The following is a 23,474-nucleotide window of genomic DNA, read 5'->3' as shown; positions in this document are numbered from 1 at the left end:
CGGGAGTCGCAACCCCTCAACTGTAGTCGCGACCCGGGCTCGCCGCCGCCGGACCCGGCGCCGGCGTCCGCACCCCGCGCTTGCGCCGATCGCGCAAGCGTCACCGCGTCGACCGCACGACTTCCAGCCTCTTGCGCTCGATTCCGCAAGAACCAAACTTTTCCACGGCATTTCACCGCGATCTCTTGTTCGCTCGATGTCGGCGGCAATAGCCTCGCCCCACTCGAGGGCACCGCACGCCCCGCAGTGCCCGATGACGCGCACGACCGAGAGGACACGAGTCGACGATGACCCGCTCCAGCACACCAGTCCCCCTGCCCGCCGCCTCGCCGCCACGCGGTCGCCGCGCGCTCGCGATCACCGCTGCGGCGGCCGTCGCACTCGGCGCCGCGATCGTCGGGCCGGTCGCCGCCCAGGCCGCACCCGCCGCGGGCGACCCCGCCGTCACGCGCGCCGCGCTCGACCCCGCGCTCGTCATGGGCCGCGGCGCCGACGTGCCGTTCATGGAGCAGGAGGCCGAGCACGCGACGACCAGCGGCGAGGTGATCGGGCCCGATCGCACGGCGTACACGCTGCCCGCCGAGGCATCCGGCCGCAGCGCCGTGCGACTCGACCCGGGCGAGTACGTCGAGTTCACCCTGCCCGCGGCGGCGAACGCCATCACGGTGCGCTACAGCATCCCCGACGCACCCGACGGCGGAGGCATCCGCTCGCCCCTCGAGGTGACCGTCGACGGCGGCGACCCGCAGACGATGGAACTCACCTCCGAGTACTCCTGGCTCTACAACCAGTACCCGTTCACCAACGACCCGAACGCGCAGCTGCTGCACCCCGACTGGTGGATCACCGAGTGCGGGTGCGTGCCCGGCGAGGACTACGTGGTGGAGACCCCGTTCCGGCCGATGCACTTCTACGACGAGCAGCGGATGCTGCTGGGCGCGACCCACCCCGCGGGCTCGGTCGTGCGGCTCACGGCACCGGTGGGGGCGGATGCCGCCTGGACGGTGATCGACCTGCTCGACTCGGAGCTCGTGGCGCCGCCGCTCCCCCAGCCCGACGAGTCGGTCAGCGTGACGAAGTTCGGCGCCGACCCGACCGGCGTGCGGGATGCGGCGCCGGCCTTCCGCACCGCGATCAAGTGGGCGAAGCGGCACGACGTCGACGTGTTCATCCCGGCGGGCGAGTTCCGCGTGAGCGAGCACCTCATCGTCGACGACGTGACCATCGTCGGCGCCGGCAACTGGCACTCGATCGTCTTCGGCGAGGAGGTGGCGCTGAAGGAGCCCGCCGCCGACGGCTCGGTGCACACCGGGGTCGGGTTCTACGGGAAGGACGCCGCCGACGGCGGCAGCGCGAACGTGCACCTGTCGGACTTCGCGATCCGCGGCGACGTGCGGGAGCGCATCGACACCGACCAGGTGAACGGCATCGGCGGCGCCATGAGCGACTCGACGATCGAGCGGCTGCACATCGAGCACACGAAGGTCGGGCTGTGGTTCGACGGCCCGATGGACGGCGTCGTCGTGCGCGACAACGTGATCGTCGACCAGATCGCCGACGGCCTGAACTTCCACACGGGCGTCGTGAACTCGGTGGCCGAGGGCAACTTCGTGCGCAACACCGGCGACGACGGGCTCGCGATGTGGGCGCAGGGCGACACCAACGCCGGCAACGCGTTCACCGGCAACACCGTGCAGTCGCCGTCGCTGGCGAACGGCATCGCGATCTACGGCGGCGAGGACATCACCGTCTCCGGCAACCTGGTGGCCGACCCCGTGCGCGAGGGCAGCGCGCTGCACGCCGGCGCACGGTTCGGCGCCGAGCCGTTCACGGGCACGCTCGCGTTCACGGACAACACGACCGTGCGGGCCGGCACGTACGAGCTCAACTGGAACATCGGGCTCGGCGCGATCTGGTTCTACGCGCTCGACCGGTCGATCGACCAGGCCGACGTGCGCGTGACCGGCGACCACTACCTCGACAGCACCTACAACGCGATCATGCTGGTGTCGGACTGGCCGGTGCGCAACGAGGTGTCGATCTCGGGCGTGCACTTGGCCGACGTGCGCGTCGACGGCACCGGCACGTCGGTCGTCAGCGCACGCGTCGCGGGCTCGGCGTCGTTCGAGAACGTCGACGCGCGCAACGTCGGGGCAGTCGGCGTGAACAACTGCGGCTCGTTCAACTTCCCGCCCTCCGGCAGCGAGTTCTCGCTCATCGACCTCGGCGGCAACGACTCGAGCGGCGTGAACACGACCGGCCCCTGGATGGCACCCTGGGTGCTGCCGAACACGATCACCTGCGACGACCGCCCGCCGGTCGTCGCGCCCCCGGCCCCGTCGGCCTGGTGACGCCCGCTGCGGGCGCGCGCGCGTCGCGCGCCCGCGGCGCGGTCGGCTGTCCGCCCACGCTCAGAAACCGTAGAAGGTCTGCACGCCGCTCAGCATGAGCTGGGCGCCGATGGTGGCGACGAACAGGCCGCCGAACTTCTGCGCGAGCGACAGCCCCTGCTCGCTGAAGCGGATGCGGTTGACCAGCACGAGGTGACCGACCGGGATCAGCGCAACGACGATCACCGAGGCGATGACCGCGGCGATCGTGCCCTGGAAGCCCTCCCCCGCCGTCGAGATCGTGATGACCGTGGTGATCGCGCCCGGACCCGCCATGAACGGGATCGCATAGGGGACGATGATCTGGTCGGCGGCCGACTCGACCGGATGTGCCTCGGCCGCCGCCGCACCGCCCTGCGCCCGGCTCGGCCGCCCCGCGAAGAGCATCTCGAAGCCCATCAGCACGAGCACGAGCCCGCCGATGATGCCGAAGGCGCCGAGGTTGATGCCGATGAGGTCGAGCAGGAACTTGCCGACCAGTGCGCTGCCCAGCAGGATGACCGCGATCACGACCATGAGCCGGCGCACGTACTTCGCCCGGTTCTCGGGCTCGTTCTCGGTGAGCACGCGGAAGAAGATCGCGCGGAAGATCGGATCGACCAGCACGACCAGCGAGATCGTGGCCTGCACCGTGAGGTCCAGGAGGCTCATGCCCGACAGGGTAGCGGCGCCGCCGGGCCGACGTCACCTCTGGAACGACGAAACCCCCGGCGAGCCGGGGGTCTCTGTGTGTGGGCGATACTGGGATCGAACCAGTGACCTCTTCCGTGTCAGGGAAGCGCGCTACCGCTGCGCCAATCGCCCGCTACCGTTCTCATTCGGAGCGGTTCGAGGTGGATACGGGATTCGAACCCGTGTATACGGCTTTGCAGGCCGCTGCCTCGCCTCTCGGCCAATCCACCGTTTTCCTGGGTTCTCACCACAGAAAGAAACGGGCTTTCGCCCGATCCATCCGAGCGGATGACGAGACTCGAACTCGCGACCCTCACCTTGGCAAGGTGATGCGCTACCAACTGCGCCACATCCGCATCGCCCGCATCGCTGCGTGCAGAGAGACTCTAACCCAAGCCAGACGCCGATGACAAATTGAAGCCGGCCCCGGGGTGTCACATTCCCCGATGTGCGCTGCGGGCCGTCCATCGGCTACTATCGAGTCCGCGGTTCCGCCTTGCGGATCACCGCGACGGGCGATTGGCGCAGTTGGTAGCGCGCTTCCTTCACACGGAAGAGGTCATCAGTTCGAGTCTGGTATCGCCCACCGAATCATTCCGCGAGCGGCACGGACTCCACTCCCCGCTCCCCCGCGACGACCAGCATGCGCGCAGCGTCCGACGTCTCCACCGCGGCCATGACCGCCGCCACGTCCGGCGCCGTCTCCGCGTCGATCCGACGGAGCACCGTCACCTTCGCCCCCGTGCGCTCACCGAGCTCGGTCGCCAGCGCATCGACGTCGCCCCCGGCCACGAGCATCACGGATCGGCGCCGGCGATCGGGTCGCGCGGTCGGCGCGTGCCTGCGATCGGCGCGCCAGGTGGCGAAGTGGTAAGCGGAGACGACAGCGGTCGCGACCAGCCAGCCGACCGGCGCCCGTACGGCGTCGAGCAGCCCGCCGGCGGGGCCGGCGCCCTCGAGCAGGTGCTCGAACAGCCGATAGCCGATGATCAGGAGCGAGATCAGCGCCACGAGCGCGCTGACCCCGAACAGCACCACGAGGAACACCCGCCGACCCGTCGAGGCCGCCTCCTCCGGCGGCACCGGCCGCAGCGGCCGCCACGCCAGCCACCAGACGGGGGCGCCGACGAGCAGCGCGCTGAGGCCCGCGAGCAGGACGGTCGGCGCGAAGGCGCCGGCCAGCGGCGCCGGCACGAGCGCCGCGAGCCCCCCGTTGACGCTCACCCCGATGCCGATGGCCGTGGCGACGACCGCGACCCCGGAGACGGCGAACGTCTCGGCGGAACGCACCGCGGGTTCGCGCCCGGCGAGCATGCGGTGGTGGATGCGCCAGACCAGCACGCCGACGAGCAGGAGGCCGACCCCGTCGCCCGTGTCCGCCGCCAGGTCCGCGCCGGTCGCCGACGCGTCGAACGCGAGGCGCAGCAGCACGTCGACGAGGGTCCCTGCACCGTACAGCGCGACGGATGCCGCCGCGGCGATGCCGACCAGGAGCGTGACCACGTCCGCGAACACCGTCCGCGCCGCTCCCGCGCCCTCGCCGCGCAGGTGCCACCACCACACGGCGAGACCCACCACGAGCCACGGCAGCGCCTCGACGACCGGCGTCCACCAGGTCGAGCCGGCGAACCCGTCCACGACCTGCCCGGCCAGCGCCGCGTCCACGAGCGCGCCGAGCGCTCTCACGCCGCCGGACGCCCAGAGCACGAGACCGTACGCCGCGCCGACCACCGCGGGCACGCTCGCCAGGCGCACCGGCGATCGTCCGGCGTGCCGAGACATCCACACGTGCCACGCCCAGACCCCGGCCCACACGATCCCGGTGGCGAGCTCGGCCTCGAGCCATCGCCCGCCCACCAGCGCGTCGGCCCACTCGAGCAGGCCGATCGTCGCGACGACCAGCGACACCGTGCGCGCGATCAGCAGGTAGACCCCCCACGACGGCGCCTCCCGTTCGACCGGGTCGTCCAAGCGCCGCCACAGCAGCCACCAGAGCACGCCCGCGAGCGGCACGCCGACCAGCGCGAACGCGAGCGCGAGGGCGAGGCCGGTCGTGTCACTGCCTGCGAGCGGATCGGCCAGCCCGAGCATCCGCTCGACCAGGCCCGACAGCCCGATCGCGGCGATGCCCACCGCGATGGCCAGCAGCACGACGATGACGACGCGACGCACCGTCGCCTGTGCCGCGGTGGCCGCCATCAGCCGACCCCGCCCGGTGCGCAGACCGCGAGCTCCCACGGCACCGACTCGATGCGCCACTCGTCGTCGACGCGCACGAGGTCGAAGCTGCCGTCGGATCGGTACTCGTCCGGCCCGAAGAGCCCGCCGCCGTACGTCGTGACGATCGCCACCTCGACGTCCGCGCTCGACTCCCGCTCGGTCGTGGCGACGAGGCTCACGCGGACCTCGTCGTCGAACCGCTCCACGCGCTCGCACGACTCCGCGAGCTCGGGAACGAGGTACTCCAGCGCCGCCTGCTCGTCACCGGCGATCACGGCCGCGCTGTAGCGCTGGACGACGCCCTCCGGCGTCGACTCGTCCAGCTGCTCGGGTGCGCCGCGCACGAGCACCGCGATGACGGCGGCGACGACCACGAGGGCGATCGCGATGCCGATGCCGATGAGTGCGCGGTCCGCCCGCGCCGGCGCTGCGTTCATGCCCTCATCTTGGCCCGGCCCGGTACGGACCGATAGGTCCAGAGTCCCATGACACGCCGAACGGGCGGTGGGATCACTCCCACCGCCCGTTCGGTGCGATCAGGTCGCGCGGCCCAGGGTGCCGCGCGACCCGGGTCGAACTCAGACCGAGGTCTCGAGCTTGTAGCCCTCGCCACCGTGCACGGCGGTGTCGATGCCGGCGAGCTCGTCCTCGTTCTTCACGCGGAAGCCGATGGTCTTCTCGATCGCGAAGCCCAGGATGAAGGCCACGACGAACGAGTAGATCAGCACGCCGAAGGCCGCGATCGCCTGGACGGCCAGCTGGCCGAAGTCGCCACCGGTGAAGAGGCCGGTGTCGATGGCGAAGAAGCCGAGGTAGAGCGTACCGATGAGACCACCGACGAGGTGGATGCCCACCACGTCGAGCGAGTCGTCGTAGCCGAGCTTGAACTTCAGCTCGATCGCCAGGGCGCAGACGGCACCGGCGACGACACCGAGCAGGGTCGCCCAGCCCGGGGTCAGGTTGGCACACGCCGGGGTGATCGCGACGAGACCGGCGACGGCACCCGAAGCAGCGCCGACGGCGGTGGGCTTGCCGTCCTTGAGCTTCTCGACGACGAGCCAGCCGAGGATGGCCGCAGCGGTCGCGACGAGCGTGTTCACGGCGATGAGGCCGACGCCGGGCATGCCCTCGGCGAGGAACTCCGCGCCGGCGTTGAAGCCGAACCAGCCGAACCACAGCACCGAGGCGCCGATGAGGGTCAGCGGCACGTTGTGCGGCTGGTCCATGCCCTTGGCGAAGCCGACGCGCTTGCCGAGGACCAGCGCGAGAGCGAGCGCCGCAGCACCGGCGTTGATGTGGACCGCGGTACCACCGGCGTAGTCGATCACGCCGGGGAGGCCGATCTCGTCACCGAGGCTGAGGATCCAGCCGCCGCCCCAGACCCAGGCCGCGACCGGGAAGTAGACGACCGTCGCCCAGATGCCGGCGAAGATCATCCACGATCCGAACTTGGCACGGTCGGCGATGGCGCCCGAGATCAGGGCCACGGTGATGATGGCGAACGTGGCGCCGAAGATCACGCCGAGCAGGTCGCCGTTCGCGGACTCACCGGTGGCGAGGTCCGCGAGCGCGAAGTCCGCGAACGGGTTGCCCGAGAAGTCCCAGACGCCCTCGGTCGCGCTCATGTTGAAGCCGTAGAGCACCCACAGCACGCTGATGAGGCCCATTGCTCCGAAGCTCATCATCATCATGCTGACGACGCTCTTGGCCTTCACCAAGCCGCCGTAGAAGAACGCCACGCCCGGCGTCATGAAGAGCACCAGGGCCGACGCTGTGACGGCCCATGCGATGTTGCCGCTATCCATTGATTTCCTCACACCTCTTCGGATTTGCAGGGGAGCCCCGCGAAGGTCCGAAGGATTCGGGTTCCGGCGCGGGTACGCGTTTCAGAATGGTGCCGCGACGTTTCAATCAGGATGCCGAAAGTGTTTCGCGTCTGTTACGAAGAACGGGCGAATGTAAACAGGATGTTTCGTGGCGCAGGGAGGATGCCGCGAGACCACGCATCGGACGCGCGCCGCCGAGCCCCGCTGTGCAACGGATCCGCGCGAGGGCGACCCAGCCGCCCGGATCAGTCGTGCGGCGGCAGCTCGCCGGTCGTCAGCGCGACCAGCCGCGACATCGAGCGCAGGTACTTCTTGCGGTAGCCGCCGCCCAGCATGTCGTCGTCGAAGACCTCGCTGAGCGCGACCCCGGTGGAGACGATCGGCACCTCCGCGTCGTACAGGCGGTCGACGAACGCCACCAGCCGCAGGGCCGCGTTCTGGTCGTGCAGCACGCGCACGTCCTCGATCGCGAGCACCTCGAGCCCCTCGATCATCCGGATGTACTTCGACGGGTGCACCGTCGCGAGGTGCGCGATGAGCTCGTCGAATCCCGCCACGGCGACGGTGTGGCCGCGGTCCGCGAGCGCGGCGACGCTCCGGCGCAGCGACTCCCCGTCGACCGCGATCGCCTCGCCGGTCGTGTCACGCCGTCGGTAGTCGAGGCCGTCGATGCGCAGCGTCTCGAAGTTGCTCGACAGCGCCTGGATCTCGCGCAGGAAGTCCGCGGCGGCGAACCGGCCCTCGCCCAGCGCGTTCGGCGGCGTGTTCGACGTCGCCGCCACGCGCGTGCCGCTGGACATGAGCTCGCCGAGGAGCCGGGTCATGAGCATGGTGTCGCCCGGGTCGTCCAGCTCGAACTCGTCGATGCAGATCAGCTCGGCGCCGCGCAGCAGCGACACGGCGTTGGCGTAGCCGAGCGCGCCGACCAGCGCCGTGTACTCGATGAAGGTGCCGAAGTACTTCCGGCCCGGCGCGGTGTGCCACAGCGCGGCCAGCAGGTGGGTCTTGCCGACGCCGAACCCGCCGTCGAGGTAGACGCCCGGCAGTTCCGGCTTGGCCTTCTTGTTCCACGAGAAGAAGCCGCCCGGGCGCTGGCTCGAGGTCCACCCTCGGGAGAACGCCTGCAGGCGATCGACCGCCGCCTGCTGCGACGGGTAGTCGAGGTCGGGACGGTACGACTCGAAGCTCGCGTGGGCGAACTGGGGCGGCGGCACGAGCTCGGCGGCGATCTCCGCCCCCGTGATCGACGGGTCCCGGTCGACGAGACGGACGATCGTGCCGGGCGTGGTCGAACTCACCTGGGGGGCCTCCCGTGTTGCACCGGGTTACAGCCACCCCTCCGGTGACCGACCCTCCGCGTACATTCGTAGTGGAACAGGCCACCAGCCTAGTCCGCTCCCACCATCACCCCGCCCCATCGGGCGACACCAGGAGGCACCATGTCCGTCGCAGCCGACCCCGCCGACAAGTTCCGCGCGTACGCCCATCCCGAGCGCCTGGTCTCGACCGAGTGGCTCGCGGCGCACCTGGGCGACCCCGGCCTCGTCGTCGTGGAGTCCGACGAGGACGTGCTGCTCTACGAGACCGGGCACATCCCGGGCGCGGTCAAGGTCGACTGGCACACCGACCTCAACGATCCCGTCGTGCGCGACTACCTCGACGGCGAGCAGTTCGCCGCGCTCCTCGGTTCGAAGGGCATCTCACGTGACACGACCATCGTGGTCTACGGCGACAAGAACAACTGGTGGGCGGCCTACGCGCTGTGGGTGTTCACGCTCTTCGGCCACGAGGACGTGCGCCTCCTCGACGGCGGCCGCGACCTCTGGGTCGCCGAGGGGCGCGAGCTCACGACCGACGTCCCCTCCCCCGTGCCCGTCGAGTACCCGGTCGTCGAGCGCGACGATACGACGATCCGCGCGTTCAAGGAGGACGTGCTCGCCCACCTCGGCAGCCCGTTGATCGACGTCCGCTCGCCCGAGGAGTACAGCGGCGAGCGCACGCACATGCCCGCGTACCCCGACGAGAGCGCGCTGCGCGGCGGGCACATCCCCTCGGCGGCATCCGTGCCCTGGGCCCGCGCAGCGGCACCCGACGCCACCTTCAAGACGCGCGACGAGCTCGAGGCGATCTACAAGGGCGAGGCCGGGCTCGCCGACGGCGACGAGGTCATCGCCTACTGCCGGATCGGCGAGCGGTCGAGCCACACCTGGTTCGTGCTGACCCACCTGCTCGGCTTCGAGCACGTGCGCAACTACGACGGGTCGTGGACCGAGTGGGGCAGCGCGGTGCGCGTGCCGATCGTGACCGGCACCGAGCCCGGGGCCGTTCCCGGCCGGTGAGCGTGCAGCGCCCGCGCAGGCGGTCGATGGGAGAATGGCCCGGATGACGACCACCGCACTCCCCGCCCAGCTCGCCGAGATCCGCGAGGACTTCCTCGCGCTCGGCCTGCGCGACCGCCTGCAGCTGCTGCTCGAGTTCTCGCAGGAGCTCCCCGACCTCCCCGAGCGGTACCGCGACCACCCCGACCTGCTCGAGCGCGTCGAGGAGTGCCAGTCGCCCGTCTACATCTTCACTGAGACGGATGCCTCGGGCGCCGTGCACCTGCACGCGACCGCGCCGGTCGAGGCGCCCACGACCCGCGGCTTCGCGTCGATCCTCGCCCAGGGGCTCGACGGGCTCGCCGTCGACGAGGTGCTCGCGGTGCCCGCGGACTACCCCCAGTCGCTCGGGCTCACCGAGGCGGTCTCCCCGCTGCGCATCCGCGGCATGACCGCGATGCTGGCCCGCATCAAGCGTCAGCTCGAGCGGTCGCGCGAGGCCTGAGCGGGCCGCCTCAGCCGTGCGCGGGCACGGACGGGCGCTCCGCCCGCGTCCCTCCGCGGGCGAGCTCGCCGAGCCAGACCGCCAGCGCGCCGTTCCATCGCACCGGGTCGTCGTTCCAGAGCTTGGTGTGCCGCGCACGGGTGAACCGCTCGTACGTGATGAGGTCGGGTCGCGCCGCCGCGAGGCGATCCGAACCCGCGACCGGCACGAAGCCGTCGTCCGCGCTGTGGAACAGCAGCATCGGCAGGTCGAACTCGTCCGCCCGGGCCACGACATCGAGCCGGTCGAAGCCGATCGGCGAGCCGAGCCCGGTGAAGAGGCGTCCCCACCGGCTCGAGAGCATCGCGATGACGAGGCGCGTGAGCGGGGGCGGCAGGCGGTAGGTCGCGCCCTGGTACGACAGGATGTCGTGCCAGTCGATCGCCGGCGACTCCAGCACGAGCCCGACGACGGTCGAACGCGCGCGCCGCGAGCGCAGCACCGTCTGGAGCGCGATCGCGCCCCCCATCGACCAGCCCATCAGCACGATCTCGCTCGCGCCGTGCTCGACGGCGTACTCGATCGCCGCGTTCACGTCGAGCCACTCGGTGTCGCCGAGGCGGTAGCGGCCGTCGGGCCCCTCCGGCGCCTCACCGTCGTTGCGGTAGCTGACGACGAGGGACGTGAATCCCGCCGCGTGGGCGGCCGGAAGGCCGCGCAGGCACTCCTGGCGCCGGACCGCGCGGCCGTGGATGTGGATGATCCAGCGGCCGGAATCCTCGGCGGCGGGGACCAGCCACGCCGGAGCGGGACCCACCGGGGTGTCGATCACTACGTCGCGATACGGATGCCCGAGCTCCCACGGCCCGAGGTGGAACCAGCCGCTGAAGCGCCCGCGGTGGGCCGTCGCCAGCACGCCGAAGTCGACGCCCAGCAGCCTGCGGCGCACGACCGTGGGCGTCTCCTCGAGCACCTCGCCGAGGCGCGCGTGGCCGGTGTCCTGATGGAACCAGAAGGAGTACTCGCCGCGCATGCGCGCATCGGGCGTCGCGCCCAGCGTGATCTCGTGACGGGCGAGGTCGACCGCGACGACGCGCGTGTCCTCGACCTTGTACCTCGAGGGCGTGACGATCGCCCGGGCGACGAACGAGGCGAGCAGCGAGGACGCTGCCCCGACCGCGGCCAGCACCGCCGAGACTGCGATCGCGCCGCCCGCGGCCATGCCGAACACCGCACGGGCGCCCTCCGTCGCCGCAGCAGACCGTCGCCTGCGCAACCCGTTCGCCACGTGATCCCCCTCACGTCCGTGACCGGCGGCGACGGCGTGCCGCTGCCGCGCTCCCTAGTCGAGACTCTAGTCTGCACACGTGCCCGAGCAAGCGTCACCTCCGCCGCCGGAGTTCGCGGCCGCGCTCGACGCGCTCCGCCGCTCGTCGACCAGGCCCGAGCTCGCGATCTCGGAGATCCCCGCGCCATCGTCGCTCGCGCCCTACGCCGTCGCGCTCGCGGCCGACGTGTCGCCCACCCCGCACGGGTCCGACTCCGAACTCGGCACCGGTCGTTTCGTGCTGCTCTACGACCCCGAGGAGCCCGAGGAGTGGGGCGGGCGGTTCCGCATCATCTGCTTCGCCCAGGCGCCGCTCGAGACGGAGATCGGGCTCGACCCGTTCCTCGCCGACGTGGCCTGGTCGTGGCTGGTCGACGCGCTCGACGCGCGAGGTGCACGCTATGCCGCGGCATCCGGCACCGCGACCAAGGTGCTCTCCACCGGCTACGGCGAACTCGCCGAGCAGGGCGACGGCGCACAGATCGAGTTGCGGGCCTCCTGGACGCCCCTCGACCACGAGGTCGCCGCGCATGTGGAAGGCTGGGGAGAACTGCTCTGCATGCTCGCGGGGCTTCCGCCATCGACGGAGGGAGTGACCCTCCTCGCACGAAAGAGGGCCCGGCGTGGCTGACTACCAGGTGATCGACACCCCCGACGGCCTCGCCGCCGCCGCGGGGTCGATCGCCTCCGGTGCCGGCCCGGTGGCCGTCGACGCGGAGCGGGCGAGCGGCTTCCGGTACTCGCAGCGCGCCTACCTGATCCAGGTCTACCGTCGGGGAGCGGGCACGTTCCTGTTCGATCCGCCGCCCATCGGCGACTTCGCGCCGCTGCAGGACGCGATCGGCGACGAGGAGTGGATCCTCCACGCGGCCAGCCAGGACCTGGCGTGCCTGCGCGAGGTCGGCCTCGACCCGGTGCGCATCTTCGACACCGAGCTCGGCGCCAGGCTGCTCGGTCGCCCCAAGGTCGGACTCGCCGCGGTCGTCGAGGACCTCCTCGGCATCACGCTCGCCAAGGAGCACTCCGCCGCGGACTGGTCGACGAGGCCCATCCCCCAGTCGTGGCTGCAGTACGCGGCGCTCGACGTGGAGCACCTCGTCGACGTGCGCGAGCGGATGGGCGACGAGCTCGACGCGGCCGACAAGCGCGCCATCGCCGAGGAGGAGTTCCGGGCCGTGCTCGAGCGGGAGGCGAAGCCCGCACCCGCGGAGCCCTGGCGCCGGCTCTCCGGCATCCACGGCGTGCGCGGCCAGCGCGCGCTCGCCATCGCCCGCGCACTCTGGACCGCACGCGACGAGTACGCGCGCGAGACCGACATCGCGCCGGGCCGCCTCGTGCCCGACGCCGCGATCGTCGCGGTCGCCAAGTCGCTGCCCGAGAGCAAGCGCGCCCTCGCCGAGCTGCGCACCTTCACCGGGCGCGCGAGCCGCACCGAGATCGACCGCTGGTGGGCGGCGATCGAGGAGGGTCGCACCACGCAGGACCTCCCCGCCGTGCGGGTCCCCGCGGACACGCTCCCCCCGGTGCGCGCCTGGTCGAGCCGGAATCCCGAGGCGGATGCGCGGCTGAAGCCCGCGCGCCGCGCGCTCACCGAGGTCGCGGAATCGATGGGCATGCCGGTCGAGAACCTGCTCACGCCCGACTACCTGCGCCGCGTCGCCTGGTCCCCTCCGGAGCCCGCGACGGCCGTGTCGATCGCCTCCGCACTGGCCGATCTGGGCGCCAGACCGTGGCAGGTTGACGCAACCGCACAGAGAATCGCCGATGCCTTTGTAGAGGCAGCCCAAGCCGACGACGTGGGCGTCACGACCGGTTCGTAGGAACCGGCAAACGATTCCGCCGGGTCGAACCCCCTCCCTAGGATCGGACCGTTCCGAAGCGAAAGGTGGAGGCAGAGTGGCCGAAAGAGCTGATGTCGTATTCGTCGACGGGGTGCGCACCCCGTTCGGCCGCGCCGGCGAGAAGGGGATGTACTGGAACACCCGCGCCGACGACCTGGTGATCAAGGCGATCATCGGACTGCTGGAGCGCAACCCGAACGTTCCCAAGGACCGCATCGACGACGTCGCCATCGCCGCGACGACCCAGACCGGTGACCAGGGGCTCACCCTCGGCCGCAGTGCCGCAATCCTGGCGGGGCTCCCCAAGTCGGTTCCGGGCTTCTCGATCGACCGCATGTGCGCGGGCGCGATGACCGCCGCCTCGATGATGGGCGCCTCGATCGGCTACGGGGCGTACGACCTCGCGATCGCCGGCGGCGTCGAGCACATGGGTCGGCACCCGATGGGCTCCGGCGTCGACCCCAACCCGCGGTTCGTGGCGGAGAAGCTCGTGTCGGAGGACGCCCTCGTCATGGGCGCGACCGCCGAGCGCATCCACGACCGCTACCCGCACCTGACCAAGGAGCGCGCCGACCGGTTCGCCCTCGGCAGCCAGCAGAAGGTCGCCGCGGCCTACGAGGCGGGCAAGATCCAGCAGGACCTCATCCCGGTCGCGATCCGCACCGAGGAGGGCTGGGGCCTCGCCACGAAGGACGAGGCACCGCGCCCCGAGACGACGATCGAGGGCCTCGCCGGGCTCAAGACCCCGTTCCGCCCCCACGGCCGCGTCACGGCCGGCAACGCGTCCGGCCTCAACGACGGCGCGACGGTCGCCCTGCTCGCGTCGGGCGAGGCCGCCGAGGAGCTGGGCCTCACCCCGAAGATGAAGCTCGTGAGCTTCGGCTTCGCCGGCGTCGACCCCGAGATCATGGGCATCGGCCCCGTGCCGTCGACCGAGAAGGCGCTCCGCAAGGCGGGCCTGTCGATCGACGACATCGGCCTGTTCGAGCTGAACGAGGCGTTCGCGATCCAGGTCCTCTCGTTCCTCGACCACTTCGGCATCGCCGACGACGACCCGCGCGTCAACCAGTGGGGCGGCGCGATCGCCGTCGGGCATCCGCTCGCCTCGTCGGGCGTGCGCCTCATGAACCAGCTCGCCCGCCAGTTCGAGGAGCAGCCGGGCGTCCGCTACGGCATCACCGCCATGTGCGTGGGCCTCGGACAGGGCGGCACGATGATCTGGGAGAACCCGAACTGGTCGAAGAAGGCCGAGCGCAAGAGCAGGAAGGGCTGAGCACCGCGATGACCGATTACACGAAGATCGACTTCACGGAGCTCGCGGGCCTGTCGGACGACGAGGTCGTCACGCACTCGTACGTGCGCGAGGTCCCGCTCTCCGACGGGCGCGTGCTCGCACTGGTGACGCTCGACAACGGGCGCGACCACACCCGGCCGAACACGCTGGGCCCGAAGTCGCTGCTCGAGTACGCCGACACGCTCGACCGGCTCGCCGAGCAGGCGAAGGCCGGCGACATCGACGCGGTGGCCGTCACGGGCAAGCCGTTCATCCTCGCCGCAGGCGCCGACCTCAGCAAGGTCGCCGAGATCCCGAGCCACGAGATCGCCCTGCGCATGGGCCAGCTCGGCCACCACGCGCTGGGCAAGCTGCACACCATGGGCGTGCCCACGTTCGCGTTCATCAACGGGCTCGCGCTCGGCGGCGGCCTCGAGATCGGGCTGCACGCCGACTACCGCACGGTGGACGCCTCGACCCCGGCGGTCGCGCTGCCCGAGGTGTTCCTCGGGCTCATCCCCGGCTGGGGCGGTGCGACCCTGCTGCCGAACCTGATCGGCATCGAGAACGCCCTCAAGGTGGTCATCGAGAACCCGCTCAAGCAGAACCGCACCCTCAAGGGCAAGGACGTGCTCGAGCTCGGCATCGCCGATCGCATGTTCGCCTCGGCCGCGTTCCTCGAGGACTCGATCCGCTGGGCGGACGACGTCGTCGCGGGCCGCGTGAAGGTGAAGCGGCCGAACGAGCCGGGCAAGGTCGAGCGCATGGTGAAGTGGGATGCCGCGATCGGCATCGCCACCAAGATGCTGAAGCGCCGCATCGGCGAGGTCCAGAAGTCGCCGTACGTCGCGCTCGAGCTGCTCAAGGGCGCCAAGTCGAACGACCGCGAGGCCGGCTTCGCCGCCGAGGACGAGGCGCTCGCCGACCTCATCGTCGGCGACCAGCTGCAGGCCAGCATCTACGCGTTCAACCTCGTGCAGAAGCGCGCCAAGAAGCCGGCCGGCGCGCCCGACAAGGCACTCGCGAAGCGCATCACCAAGGTGGGCGTGATCGGCGCCGGCCTCATGGCCAGCCAGTTCGCGCTGCTGTTCGTGCGCCGCCTCCAGGTGCCCGTGGTCATCACCGACCTCGACCAGGCGCGCGTCGACAAGGGCCTCGCCTACATCCGCGATGAGATCGGCACCCTCGAGCAGAAGGGCCGCATCTCCTCCGACGAGGCGAACCGCCTGCGCGCGCTGGTCACCGGCACCACCGACAAGGCCGACTTCGCCGACTGCGACTGGGTCATCGAGGCGGTGTTCGAGGAGCTCGGCATCAAGCAGGACGTCTTCGCCGAGATCGAGCAGCACGTCTCCCCCGAGGCCGTGCTCGCCACGAACACCTCGTCGCTGTCGGTCGAGCAGATCGGCGCGAAGCTCGCCAACCCCGAGCGGCTCGTGGGCTTCCACTTCTTCAACCCGGTGGCCGTCATGCCGCTGATCGAGGTCGTGAACGCCCCGAAGACCGACGAGGCCACGCTCTCCACCGCGATGGTGATCGCGGCGAAGCTCCGCAAGAACGCGGTCATCACGCGCGACACCCCCGGGTTCGTCGTGAACCGCGTGCTGGCCAAGGTGCTCGGCGAGACGATGCACGCGGTCGACGAGGGCACGCCGTTCGAGGTCGTGGACGAGGCCGTGAAGCCGTTCGGGCTCCCGATGGGCCCGTTCGAGCTGCTCGAGCTCGTCGGCCTCAAGGTCGGCGCGCACGTGCTCGACACGCACCACGCGGCGTTCCCGGAGCGCTTCTTCGCGAGCGACAACCTGCACCGCCTCGCGGAGCACGGCAAGCTGCTCGAGCGCGACGGCAAGGGCAACGTCACCGGCTACGACAAGGGCGCGGTGAAGATCGTCGCCGGCGGCACGAACCCGATGACCGCGGAGGAGATCCGCACGCGTCTCGAGGACGGCCTGGCCGACGAGATGCACCGGATGCTCGAGGACGACGTGGTGCACGCCCCTGAGGACATCGACCTGTGCATGATCCTCGGCGCCGGCTGGCCGTTCCAGATGGGCGGCGCCACGCCGTACCTGGACCGCGTCGGCGCCAGCGAGCGCGCCTTCGGCGACACGTTCCACCACCCGCCGGTGGCGGGCGTGGGCGCCTGACGCCACGGCGACACGAGGAACGCCCCGGAGCTTCGGCTCCGGGGCGTTCGTCGTTCGTGCGAGAAGCCCGCCTCAGCGGGTCGAGGCCTCCTCGTCGGCAGGTACGGCCCGCGCGTGCGGCAGCTTGCTGCCGAGCACCATCGCGGTCACGTCGCGCGCGATGTGCTGGGGCGTGAGTCCGACGCGCTCGAGGATGTCGCCGCGCGAGCCGTGGTCGAGGAACTCGTCGGGCAGCCCGATCTCCGTGACCGCGGTGTCGACGTCGGCCTCGCGGAGGTCCTGGCGGATGCGCGTGCCGATGCCGCCCACGCGCATGCCGTCCTCGATGCTGACGACGATGCGGTAGTCGCGCGCGAGCTCGACGACGCTGCGCGGCACGGGGACGACCCAGCGCGGGTCGACGACGGTGGCGCCGATCCCCTGGTCGGCGAGCCGCTCGGCGACCTCGAGGCCGATGCCGGCCATCGGGCCGACGGTGACGATCAGCACGTCGCGACGGTCGGTCTCGCGCAGCACGTCCACGCCGTCGGGCGTGCGGCGCTCGGCGGGGTACTCGGTGCCGACCGAGCCCTTCGGGAAGCGCAGCACCGTCGGGGCGTCCTGCACCTGCACCGCCTCGTGCAGCTCCTCGGCGAGGCGCTCGGCGTCGCGGGGCGCCGCGAGCCGGATGCCCGGCACGACCTGCAGGATCGCGAGGTCCCACACGCCGTGGTGGCTGGGCCCGTCGGGGCCGGTGACGCCGGCGCGGTCGAGCACGAACGTGACGCCCGCGCGGTGCAGCGCGACGTCCATCAGCACCTGGTCGAACGCGCGGTTCATGAAGGTGGCGTAGACCGCGACCACCGGGTGCAGCCCGCCGAACGCGAGCCCGGCGGCACTGGTGACCGCGTGCTGCTCGGCGATGCCCACGTCGAGCACGCGGTCGGGGTAGCGCTCGGCCATGCGGTGCAGCCCGGTCGGGCGCAGCATCGCCGCGGTGATGCCCACGACGCGGTCGTCGGCATCGGCCACGCGCACGAGCTCCTCGGAGAACACGCTGGTCCACGAGGGGGCGGATGCGGCCACGAGCGACTCCCCCGTCTCCGGGTCGATCTGCCCGACGGCGTGGAACTGGTCGGCGACGTCGCGCAGCGCTGGCTCGTAGCCGCGGCCCTTCTCGGTGATCACGTGCACGATCGCGGGGGTGCCGTAGTCGCGCGCCTGCACGAGCGCCCGCTCGACGGCGCCCTCGTCGTGGCCGTCGACCGGGCCGATGTACTTGATGTCGAGGTTCGAGTAGAGCGCCTCGTTGTTCGAGAACCGGCTGAGGAAGCCGTGCAGGCCGCCGCGGACGCCCCGGTAGACGGCCCGGGCCGGCCCGCCGAGGCGATCGAACGCCTTCCGGCTCGACTGGTGCAGCGCGCGATAGCCGCGACGCGTGCGCACCGAGTTGAGGAACCGGGCCATGCCGCCGATGGTCGGCGCATACGAGCGCCCGTTGTCGTTGACGACGACGACGAGCCTGCGGTTGTTGTCGTCGGTGATGTTGTTGAGCGCCTCCCACGTCATGCCGCCCGTGAGCGCCCCGTCGCCCACCACGGCCACGACGTGGCGGTCCTGCTGGCCGGTCATCTCGAACGCGCGCGAGATGCCGTCGGCCCACGACAGCGAGCTCGACGCGTGCGAGCTCTCGACGATGTCGTGCTCCGACTCGGAGCGCTGCGGGTACCCGGCGAGGCCGCCGGTGGTGCGGATGCTGGAGAGGTCGCGCCGGCCCGTGAGCATCTTGTGCACGTACGACTGGTGCCCGGTGTCGAAGACGATGGCGTCCTTCGGCGACTCGAAGACGCGGTGGATCGCGAGCGTCAGCTCCACGACGCCGAGGTTCGGCCCCAGGTGCCCGCCGGTCTGCGACACGCTCGCGACGAGGTACTCCCGGATCTCGCGCGCCAGCTGGTCGAGCTCTGCGGGCGAGAGCCGGTCCAGGTCTCGGGGGCCGTCGATCGTCTCGAGCAGGGTCATGCAGGGTACCTTTCCGGTGCACGGGCGCCTCGCGGTCGCCGTCCGCCGAGTCTACGCCGGGAGTCTGGGGAAGCGACGAGCGACCCGGCAGCTGGACTGCCGGGTCGCTCGCGTGCTACGGACGGTGCGTCAGACGAGGCTGCGCAGCACGTACTGGAGGATGCCGCCGTTGCGGTAGTAGTCGGCCTCACCGGGCGTGTCGATGCGCACGACCGCGTCGAACTCGACCGTCTCCTTGCCGGCGGGCGAGTGCTCGCTCGGCGCGGCGACGACGTGCACCGTCTTCGGCGTGGTGCCCGAGTTCAGCTCCTCGAGGCCGGTGATCGAGACCACCTCGGTGCCGTCGAGCCCGAGCGAGTCGGCGGACTCGCCGGCGGGGAACTGCAGCGGCACGACGCCCATGCCGATGAGGTTCGAACGGTGGATGCGCTCGAAGCTCTCGGTGATGACCGCCTTCACGCCGAGCAGGTTGGTGCCCTTGGCCGCCCAGTCGCGGCTCGAGCCCGAGCCGTACTCCTTGCCGCCGAAGATGACCAGCGGGATGCCCTGCGACTGGTAGTTCATCGACGCGTCGTAGATGAACGACTGCGGGGCGTCGGCCTGGGTGAAGTCGCGCGTGTACCCGCCCTCGACGTTGTCGAGGAGCTGGTTGCGCAGGCGGATGTTCGCGAACGTGCCGCGGATCATGATCTCGTGGTTGCCGCGACGCGAGCCGTAGGAGTTGAAGTCCTTGCGCTCCACGCCGTGCTCGACGAGGTACTTGCCGGCCGGGCTGTCGCCCTTGATGGCGCCCGCGGGGCTGATGTGGTCGGTCGTGACCGAGTCGCCGAGCTTCGCGAGCACGCGTGCACCGGCGATGTCGGCGACCGGCGTCGTCTCCATGGTCATGCCGTCGAAGTACGGGGGCTTGCGCACGTACGTCGACTCGGGGTTCCACTCGAAGGTCGCGCCGGTCGGCGTCGGCAGCGTGCGCCAGCGCTCGTCGCCCTCGAACACGCTCGCGTACTGCGTGGTGAACATGTCCTGGTTGATCGACGAGTCGATGGTGTCCTGCACCTCCGAGGCATCCGGCCAGATGTCCTTGAGGTAGACGTCGTTGCCGTCGGTGTCGGTGCCGAGCGGGTCGGACTCGAAGTCGAAGTTCATCGAGCCGGCGAGCGAGTACGCGATCACGAGCGGGGGGCTCGCGAGGTAGTTCATCTTCACGTCGGGGTTGATGCGGCCCTCGAAGTTGCGGTTGCCCGAGAGCACCGCGGTCACGGCGAGGTCGTTCTGCTGCACCGCGGCCGAGACCTCCTCGATGAGCGGGCCCGAGTTGCCGATGCAGGTGGTGCAGCCGTAGCCGACCGTGTAGAAGCCGAGGTCCTCGAGGTCCTGGGTGAGTCCGGCCTTCTCGTAGTAGTCGGTGACGACCTTGGAGCCCGGCGCCAGCGTGGTCTTGACCCACGGCTTGGCCTTCAGGCCCTTCTTCACCGCGTTGCGCGCGAGCAGGCCCGCGGCGAGCATGACCGACGGGTTCGACGTGTTCGTGCACGACGTGATGGCGGCGATCGTGACCGAGCCGTGGTCGAGCGTGTACGACGAGCCGTCCGCGGCATCCACCTTCGTCGGCTTCGACACCGTCTTCGGCGCGTGGCTCCGGTGGTGGTGCTCGTGGTGGCTGAACTCGTCCTCCGGCGTGTTGCCGGGCGGGTCGGACGCCGGGAAGGACTCCGCGATCTCGAGGTCGACCAGGTCGTGCTCGACGTCGGCGTAGTTGGTGAGGTCCGACTCGAACTGGGTCTTGGCCTCGGAGAGCACGATGCGGTCCTGCGGGCGCTTCGGGCCGGCGATCGACGGCACGACCGTGCCGAGGTCGAGCTCCATGTACTCGGAGAACGACGGCTCGTTCGCGGCGTCGTGCCAGAGCGTCTGGGTCTTCGCGTACGCCTCGACGAGCGCGACCTCGGCCTCGGTGCGGCCGGTGAGGCGCAGGTAGTCGAGGGTCACGTCGTCGATCGGGAAGATCGCCGCGGTCGAGCCGAACTCGGGGCTCATGTTGCCGATGGTGGCGCGGTTGGCGAGCGGCACGGATGCCACGCCGGGGCCGTAGAACTCGACGAACTTGCCGACCACGCCGTGCTGGCGCAGCATGTCGGTGATCGTGAGCACGACGTCGGTCGCGGTGACGCCGGCGGGGATCTCGCCGGAGAGCTTGAAGCCGACGACCTTGGGGATGAGCATCGACACGGGCTGGCCGAGCATGGCCGCCTCGGCCTCGATGCCGCCGACGCCCCAGCCGAGCACGCCGAGGCCGTTGACCATGGTGGTGTGCGAGTCGGTGCCGACGCAGGTGTCGGGGTAGGCGCGGGTGACGCCGTCGACGTCGCGCGAGTAGATGACCTTGGCCAGGTGCTCGATGTTCACCTGGTGGACGATGCCGGTGCCGGGCGGCACGACCTTGAAGTCGTCGAACGCGGTCTGGCCCCAGCGGAGGAACTGGTAGCGCTCGCCGTTGCGCTCGTACTCGATCTCGACGTTGCGCTCGAGGGCGTTCTCGGTGCCGAAGAGGTCGGCGATGACGGAGTGGTCGATGACCATCTCGGCCGGCGAGAGCGGGTTGATCCTGCTCGGGTCGCCGCCGAGGGCGACCACGGCCTCGCGCATGGTCGCGAGGTCGACGATGCAGGGCACGCCGGTGAAGTCCTGCATGACCACGCGCGCAGGGCTGAACTGGATCTCGGTGTCGGGGTCGGCCGTCGGCACCCACGAGCCGAGCGCCTCGATCTGCGCCTTGGTGACGTTCGCGCCGTCCTCGGTGCGCAGCAGGTTCTCGAGGAGCACCTTGAGGCTGAACGGCAGCTTCTCGTACCCCGGAACCGTGTCGACGCGGTAGATCTCGTACGAGTCGTCGCCGACCCGGAGCGCGTCCTTCGCCCCGAAACTGTTCACTGCAGACACGTTGGCCTCTCCTTCGCTCGATGCGACCGGCGCGGACCGGCCCGCCTGTGATTCTCGCGGCCGAACTGGGCCCCCCGCCAGCAAGGGTAACCTAATCGCCGCGCTGCGGACCGGGCTCGTCCAGCTCGGTACATTTATCTCGATGTCGAGATAACTGTATCACTCGCCCCGGTCGGAGCCCGACGGGTACACGGCGCGCACCACGAGCCACGACAGCACCAGCAGCACCGCGTACAGCGGCACGCCCATGAGCAGGCGGGTGAGGGCGAGGCCCTCGACGTTGGCGGCCAGGTAGAGCGGCAGCTGCACGGCCAACCGGCCGACGAACAGGCCGAGCCAGAGCACCGTGAGCAGCTGCATGGCACGGTACTTGCGCCGGTCGCGCTTCCACTCCAGCCCGTCGCCCATCAGGAACCCGACCGCGAGGCCGAGCAACGGCCAGCCGACGAGCAGCGAGACGAGGATCGCGGCCGCGTACGCCCCGTTGGTCCACAGGCCGAGCACGAAGTTGTCCTCGCCGCGGCCGGTCCAGAGGGCGAGGGCTGCGGATGCCCCGGCGGCCACGAGCCCCGCGACCGCCTGCGTCACGGGCGTGCGCGCGATCAGGCGGGCGATGGTGAAGACGACGGCGAGGCCGACCGATCCGGCCAGCGCCGGGACCAGTTCGCCCCAGATCGCGTAGACCGTGAGGAAGACGAGCCCGGGCAGGATCGCCTCGCACAGCCCGCGGACGCCGCCGAGGGCGCCGAGCAGTTCACGAGCCGTGAGCGCCTCGTCGCGGGCGAGCCCGCCCAGCCCGGAGCGCTCGGCGGCCTGCGCGAGGCCCGCGCCGATGCCGGCCGCGGTCTCGTGCGCGGCGACGTCGTCGTCCCGCTCGCCCTCGGCGGGTTCGTCGCGGTCGCCGTGCGCGGGGTCGGACACGGTGGTCACGGGGCGGCCGGCGGCTTCGATCCGCCCGAGCCCTGGGGCATGCGCAGCGGAATGAGGTCGCGGGGCGGCATCGGGGTGTTGCCGCGCACCACGACGATGCTGCGGAACAGGTCCTCCACCAGCGCGGCGGCCGACGGGTCGACGGCTGCGTCGCCCGCGATCACGCCGCGCAGGAACCAGCGCGGCCCGTCGACGCCGACGAAGCGGGCGAGCCGCGTGTGCGCGGCCTGCTGCTCGGTCGCCGGAACCGGGATCTGCGCGAGCAGCTCGGGCCCGAACGCGCCCTCGCGGGGCGTGATCGTGCCGCCCTGGCCGGTGATCTGCGTGGCGATCTGCTCGCGGATCTCGTGCCACAGGCCGCTGGACCGCGGCGCGGCGAACGGCTGGACCTGCAGCGTCGAGTTCGCGTAGTCGAGCCCGATCGCCACCACGCGCTTGGTGGACTCCTCCACCTCGAGGCGCAGGTGCAGGCCCTCGCGCGGCAGCACCTTCACGCCGCCGAGGTCGACGTACGGGCGGACCGGGTTGGCCTCCGACTCGTCGAGCGGGCCCGCGGTGTCGCGGTCCTCCGGGGCGGACTTGGGGTGGTCGACCGGTCGGTCGGCGTTCTCGATCTCGCTCACGCTGATGCGGCTCCTGACTGGGGTGTGGGGTGTGCGTCGGCGGCGAATCCGGTCGACCCGAACCCGCCTTCCCCCCGATGGCTTCCGGGCAGCCGGTCGACCGGCACGAAGCGCGCCCGGCTGACGGGCATGACGACGAGCTGCGCGATGCGGTCGCCCTCGCGGATCTCGTACGCCTCGGAGGCATCCGTGTTCAGCATCGAGACCTTGATCTCGCCGCGGTAGCCCGCGTCGATCGTGCCCGGGGCGTTGACGATGGTGATGCCGTGCTTGAACGCCAGGCCGCTGCGCGGGACGACGAATCCGACGTAGCCGTCGGGCAGCGCGACCGCCACGCCGGTGCCGACGGTGGCCCGCTCCCCCGGTGCGAGCACGAGCGACTCCGACGCGTGCAGGTCGGCCCCGGCGTCGCCCGGGTGGGCGTATGCGGGCACGCGGTCAGCGGTGATGAGCACCTCGACGGAATCGGTCACGTGTCGAGG

18 protein-coding genes and 4 tRNA genes are annotated in these 23,474 nt (G+C 71.1%); 8 read left to right on the top strand and 14 right to left on the bottom strand.

Features of this window, described 5'->3' with window-relative positions; translation table 11 throughout:
- Positions 1-287 precede the first annotated feature (287 nt).
- Entirely contained in the window at positions 288-2,351 is a 2,064-nt protein-coding gene (locus QMG39_RS15130; RefSeq protein WP_281886422.1) for a glycosyl hydrolase family 28-related protein, read from the top strand.
- Positions 2,352-2,411: 60 nt separating this feature from the next.
- Here QMG39_RS15130 and QMG39_RS15125 read toward each other — a convergent pair whose 3' ends face one another.
- From QMG39_RS15125 to QMG39_RS15110, 4 genes are all read right to left on the bottom strand, one after another.
- Positions 2,412-3,041, bottom strand: a complete 630-nt coding sequence (locus QMG39_RS15125) for a MarC family protein (RefSeq protein ID WP_281886420.1) — start codon at positions 3,039-3,041, stop codon at positions 2,412-2,414.
- A gap of 81 nt (positions 3,042-3,122) precedes the next feature.
- A tRNA-Val gene (locus QMG39_RS15120) sits at positions 3,123-3,194 on the bottom strand.
- Between the two features lie 27 nt (positions 3,195-3,221).
- A tRNA-Cys gene (locus QMG39_RS15115) sits at positions 3,222-3,292 on the bottom strand.
- 53 nt (positions 3,293-3,345) lie between these two features.
- A tRNA-Gly gene (locus QMG39_RS15110) sits at positions 3,346-3,418 on the bottom strand.
- Positions 3,419-3,575: 157 nt separating this feature from the next.
- Here QMG39_RS15110 and QMG39_RS15105 point away from each other — a divergent pair.
- A tRNA-Val gene (locus QMG39_RS15105) sits at positions 3,576-3,648 on the top strand.
- 5 nt (positions 3,649-3,653) lie between these two features.
- On the opposite strand, the gene QMG39_RS15100 is transcribed toward QMG39_RS15105, so the two are convergent.
- The 4 genes from QMG39_RS15100 to zapE form a co-directional block, all read right to left on the bottom strand.
- Positions 3,654-5,261, bottom strand: a complete 1,608-nt coding sequence (locus tag QMG39_RS15100) for a DUF5671 domain-containing protein (protein ID WP_281886419.1) — start codon at positions 5,259-5,261, stop codon at positions 3,654-3,656.
- Positions 5,261-5,719: an LpqB family beta-propeller domain-containing protein gene (locus QMG39_RS15095; protein WP_281886418.1), complete on the bottom strand. Its 459-nt coding sequence runs from the start codon at positions 5,717-5,719 to the stop codon at positions 5,261-5,263. Before QMG39_RS15095 ends, QMG39_RS15100 begins: the two co-directional genes overlap by 1 nt.
- A 141-nt stretch (positions 5,720-5,860) precedes the next feature.
- Complete coding sequence (locus QMG39_RS15090; RefSeq protein ID WP_281886417.1) at positions 5,861-7,087, bottom strand: ammonium transporter; 1,227 nt, start codon at positions 7,085-7,087, stop codon at positions 5,861-5,863.
- Positions 7,088-7,353: 266 nt separating this feature from the next.
- The gene (gene zapE / locus QMG39_RS15085) at positions 7,354-8,406 is read right to left on the bottom strand and encodes a cell division protein ZapE (RefSeq protein ID WP_281886416.1); all 1,053 of its coding nucleotides are present in this window, start codon (positions 8,404-8,406) and stop codon (positions 7,354-7,356) included.
- Positions 8,407-8,547: 141 nt separating this feature from the next.
- On the opposite strand from zapE, the gene QMG39_RS15080 reads away from it, so the two are divergent.
- Both QMG39_RS15080 and QMG39_RS15075 read left to right on the top strand, forming a co-directional pair.
- Positions 8,548-9,447, top strand: a complete 900-nt coding sequence (locus QMG39_RS15080; protein WP_281886415.1) for a sulfurtransferase — start codon at positions 8,548-8,550, stop codon at positions 9,445-9,447.
- A 43-nt stretch (positions 9,448-9,490) separates the two neighbouring features.
- Positions 9,491-9,931: a SufE family protein gene (locus QMG39_RS15075; protein WP_281886414.1), complete on the top strand. Its 441-nt coding sequence runs from the start codon at positions 9,491-9,493 to the stop codon at positions 9,929-9,931.
- A gap of 10 nt (positions 9,932-9,941) precedes the next feature.
- On the opposite strand, the gene QMG39_RS15070 is transcribed toward QMG39_RS15075, so the two are convergent.
- Entirely contained in the window at positions 9,942-11,198 is a 1,257-nt protein-coding gene (locus tag QMG39_RS15070) for an alpha/beta hydrolase (protein ID WP_281886413.1), read from the bottom strand.
- 79 nt (positions 11,199-11,277) lie between these two features.
- Here QMG39_RS15070 and QMG39_RS15065 point away from each other — a divergent pair, with 79 nt between their 5' ends.
- The 4 genes from QMG39_RS15065 (at position 11,278) to QMG39_RS15050 (ending at position 16,498) form a co-directional block, all read left to right on the top strand.
- Positions 11,278-11,868: a DUF3000 domain-containing protein gene (locus tag QMG39_RS15065; RefSeq protein ID WP_281886412.1), complete on the top strand. Its 591-nt coding sequence runs from the start codon at positions 11,278-11,280 to the stop codon at positions 11,866-11,868.
- Positions 11,861-13,057: a ribonuclease D gene (locus QMG39_RS15060; protein WP_281886411.1), complete on the top strand. Its 1,197-nt coding sequence runs from the start codon at positions 11,861-11,863 to the stop codon at positions 13,055-13,057. Before QMG39_RS15065 ends, QMG39_RS15060 begins: the two co-directional genes overlap by 8 nt.
- Positions 13,058-13,133: 76 nt before the next feature.
- Positions 13,134-14,351 carry a thiolase family protein gene (locus QMG39_RS15055; RefSeq protein ID WP_281886410.1) on the top strand — a complete coding sequence of 406 codons (1,218 nt, stop codon included), beginning with the start codon at positions 13,134-13,136 and terminating at the stop codon, positions 14,349-14,351.
- A gap of 8 nt (positions 14,352-14,359) precedes the next feature.
- Entirely contained in the window at positions 14,360-16,498 is a 2,139-nt protein-coding gene (locus tag QMG39_RS15050) for a 3-hydroxyacyl-CoA dehydrogenase NAD-binding domain-containing protein (protein WP_281886409.1), read from the top strand.
- Positions 16,499-16,570: 72 nt separating this feature from the next.
- Here the strand turns inward: QMG39_RS15050 and dxs are convergent, their stop codons facing one another.
- The 5 genes from dxs to dut all read right to left on the bottom strand — a co-directional run bounded on the left by dxs (position 16,571) and on the right by dut (position 23,465).
- Positions 16,571-18,499: a 1-deoxy-D-xylulose-5-phosphate synthase gene (gene dxs / locus QMG39_RS15045; protein ID WP_281886408.1), complete on the bottom strand. Its 1,929-nt coding sequence runs from the start codon at positions 18,497-18,499 to the stop codon at positions 16,571-16,573.
- Between the two features lie 129 nt (positions 18,500-18,628).
- Positions 18,629-21,439, bottom strand: a complete 2,811-nt coding sequence (acnA, locus tag QMG39_RS15040) for an aconitate hydratase AcnA (RefSeq protein ID WP_281886407.1) — start codon at positions 21,437-21,439, stop codon at positions 18,629-18,631.
- A 159-nt stretch (positions 21,440-21,598) separates the two neighbouring features.
- Complete coding sequence (locus tag QMG39_RS15035) at positions 21,599-22,369, bottom strand: DUF3159 domain-containing protein (protein WP_281886406.1); 771 nt, start codon at positions 22,367-22,369, stop codon at positions 21,599-21,601.
- Positions 22,366-22,992, bottom strand: a complete 627-nt coding sequence (locus QMG39_RS15030) for a DUF3710 domain-containing protein (protein WP_281886405.1) — start codon at positions 22,990-22,992, stop codon at positions 22,366-22,368. The genes QMG39_RS15035 and QMG39_RS15030 overlap by 4 nt, the downstream gene beginning before the upstream one ends.
- Positions 22,989-23,465, bottom strand: a complete 477-nt coding sequence (gene dut, locus QMG39_RS15025) for a dUTP diphosphatase (RefSeq protein ID WP_281886404.1) — start codon at positions 23,463-23,465, stop codon at positions 22,989-22,991. Before dut ends, QMG39_RS15030 begins: the two co-directional genes overlap by 4 nt.
- Positions 23,466-23,474: the final 9 nt, after the last annotated feature.

The sequence above is a fragment of the Agromyces rhizosphaerae genome (assembly GCF_027925245.1).
Classification (GTDB): domain Bacteria; phylum Actinomycetota; class Actinomycetes; order Actinomycetales; family Microbacteriaceae; genus Agromyces; species Agromyces rhizosphaerae.
The sequence above is the reverse complement of the archived record's forward strand: the minus strand, read 5'-3'. Positions and strand labels throughout refer to the sequence as shown.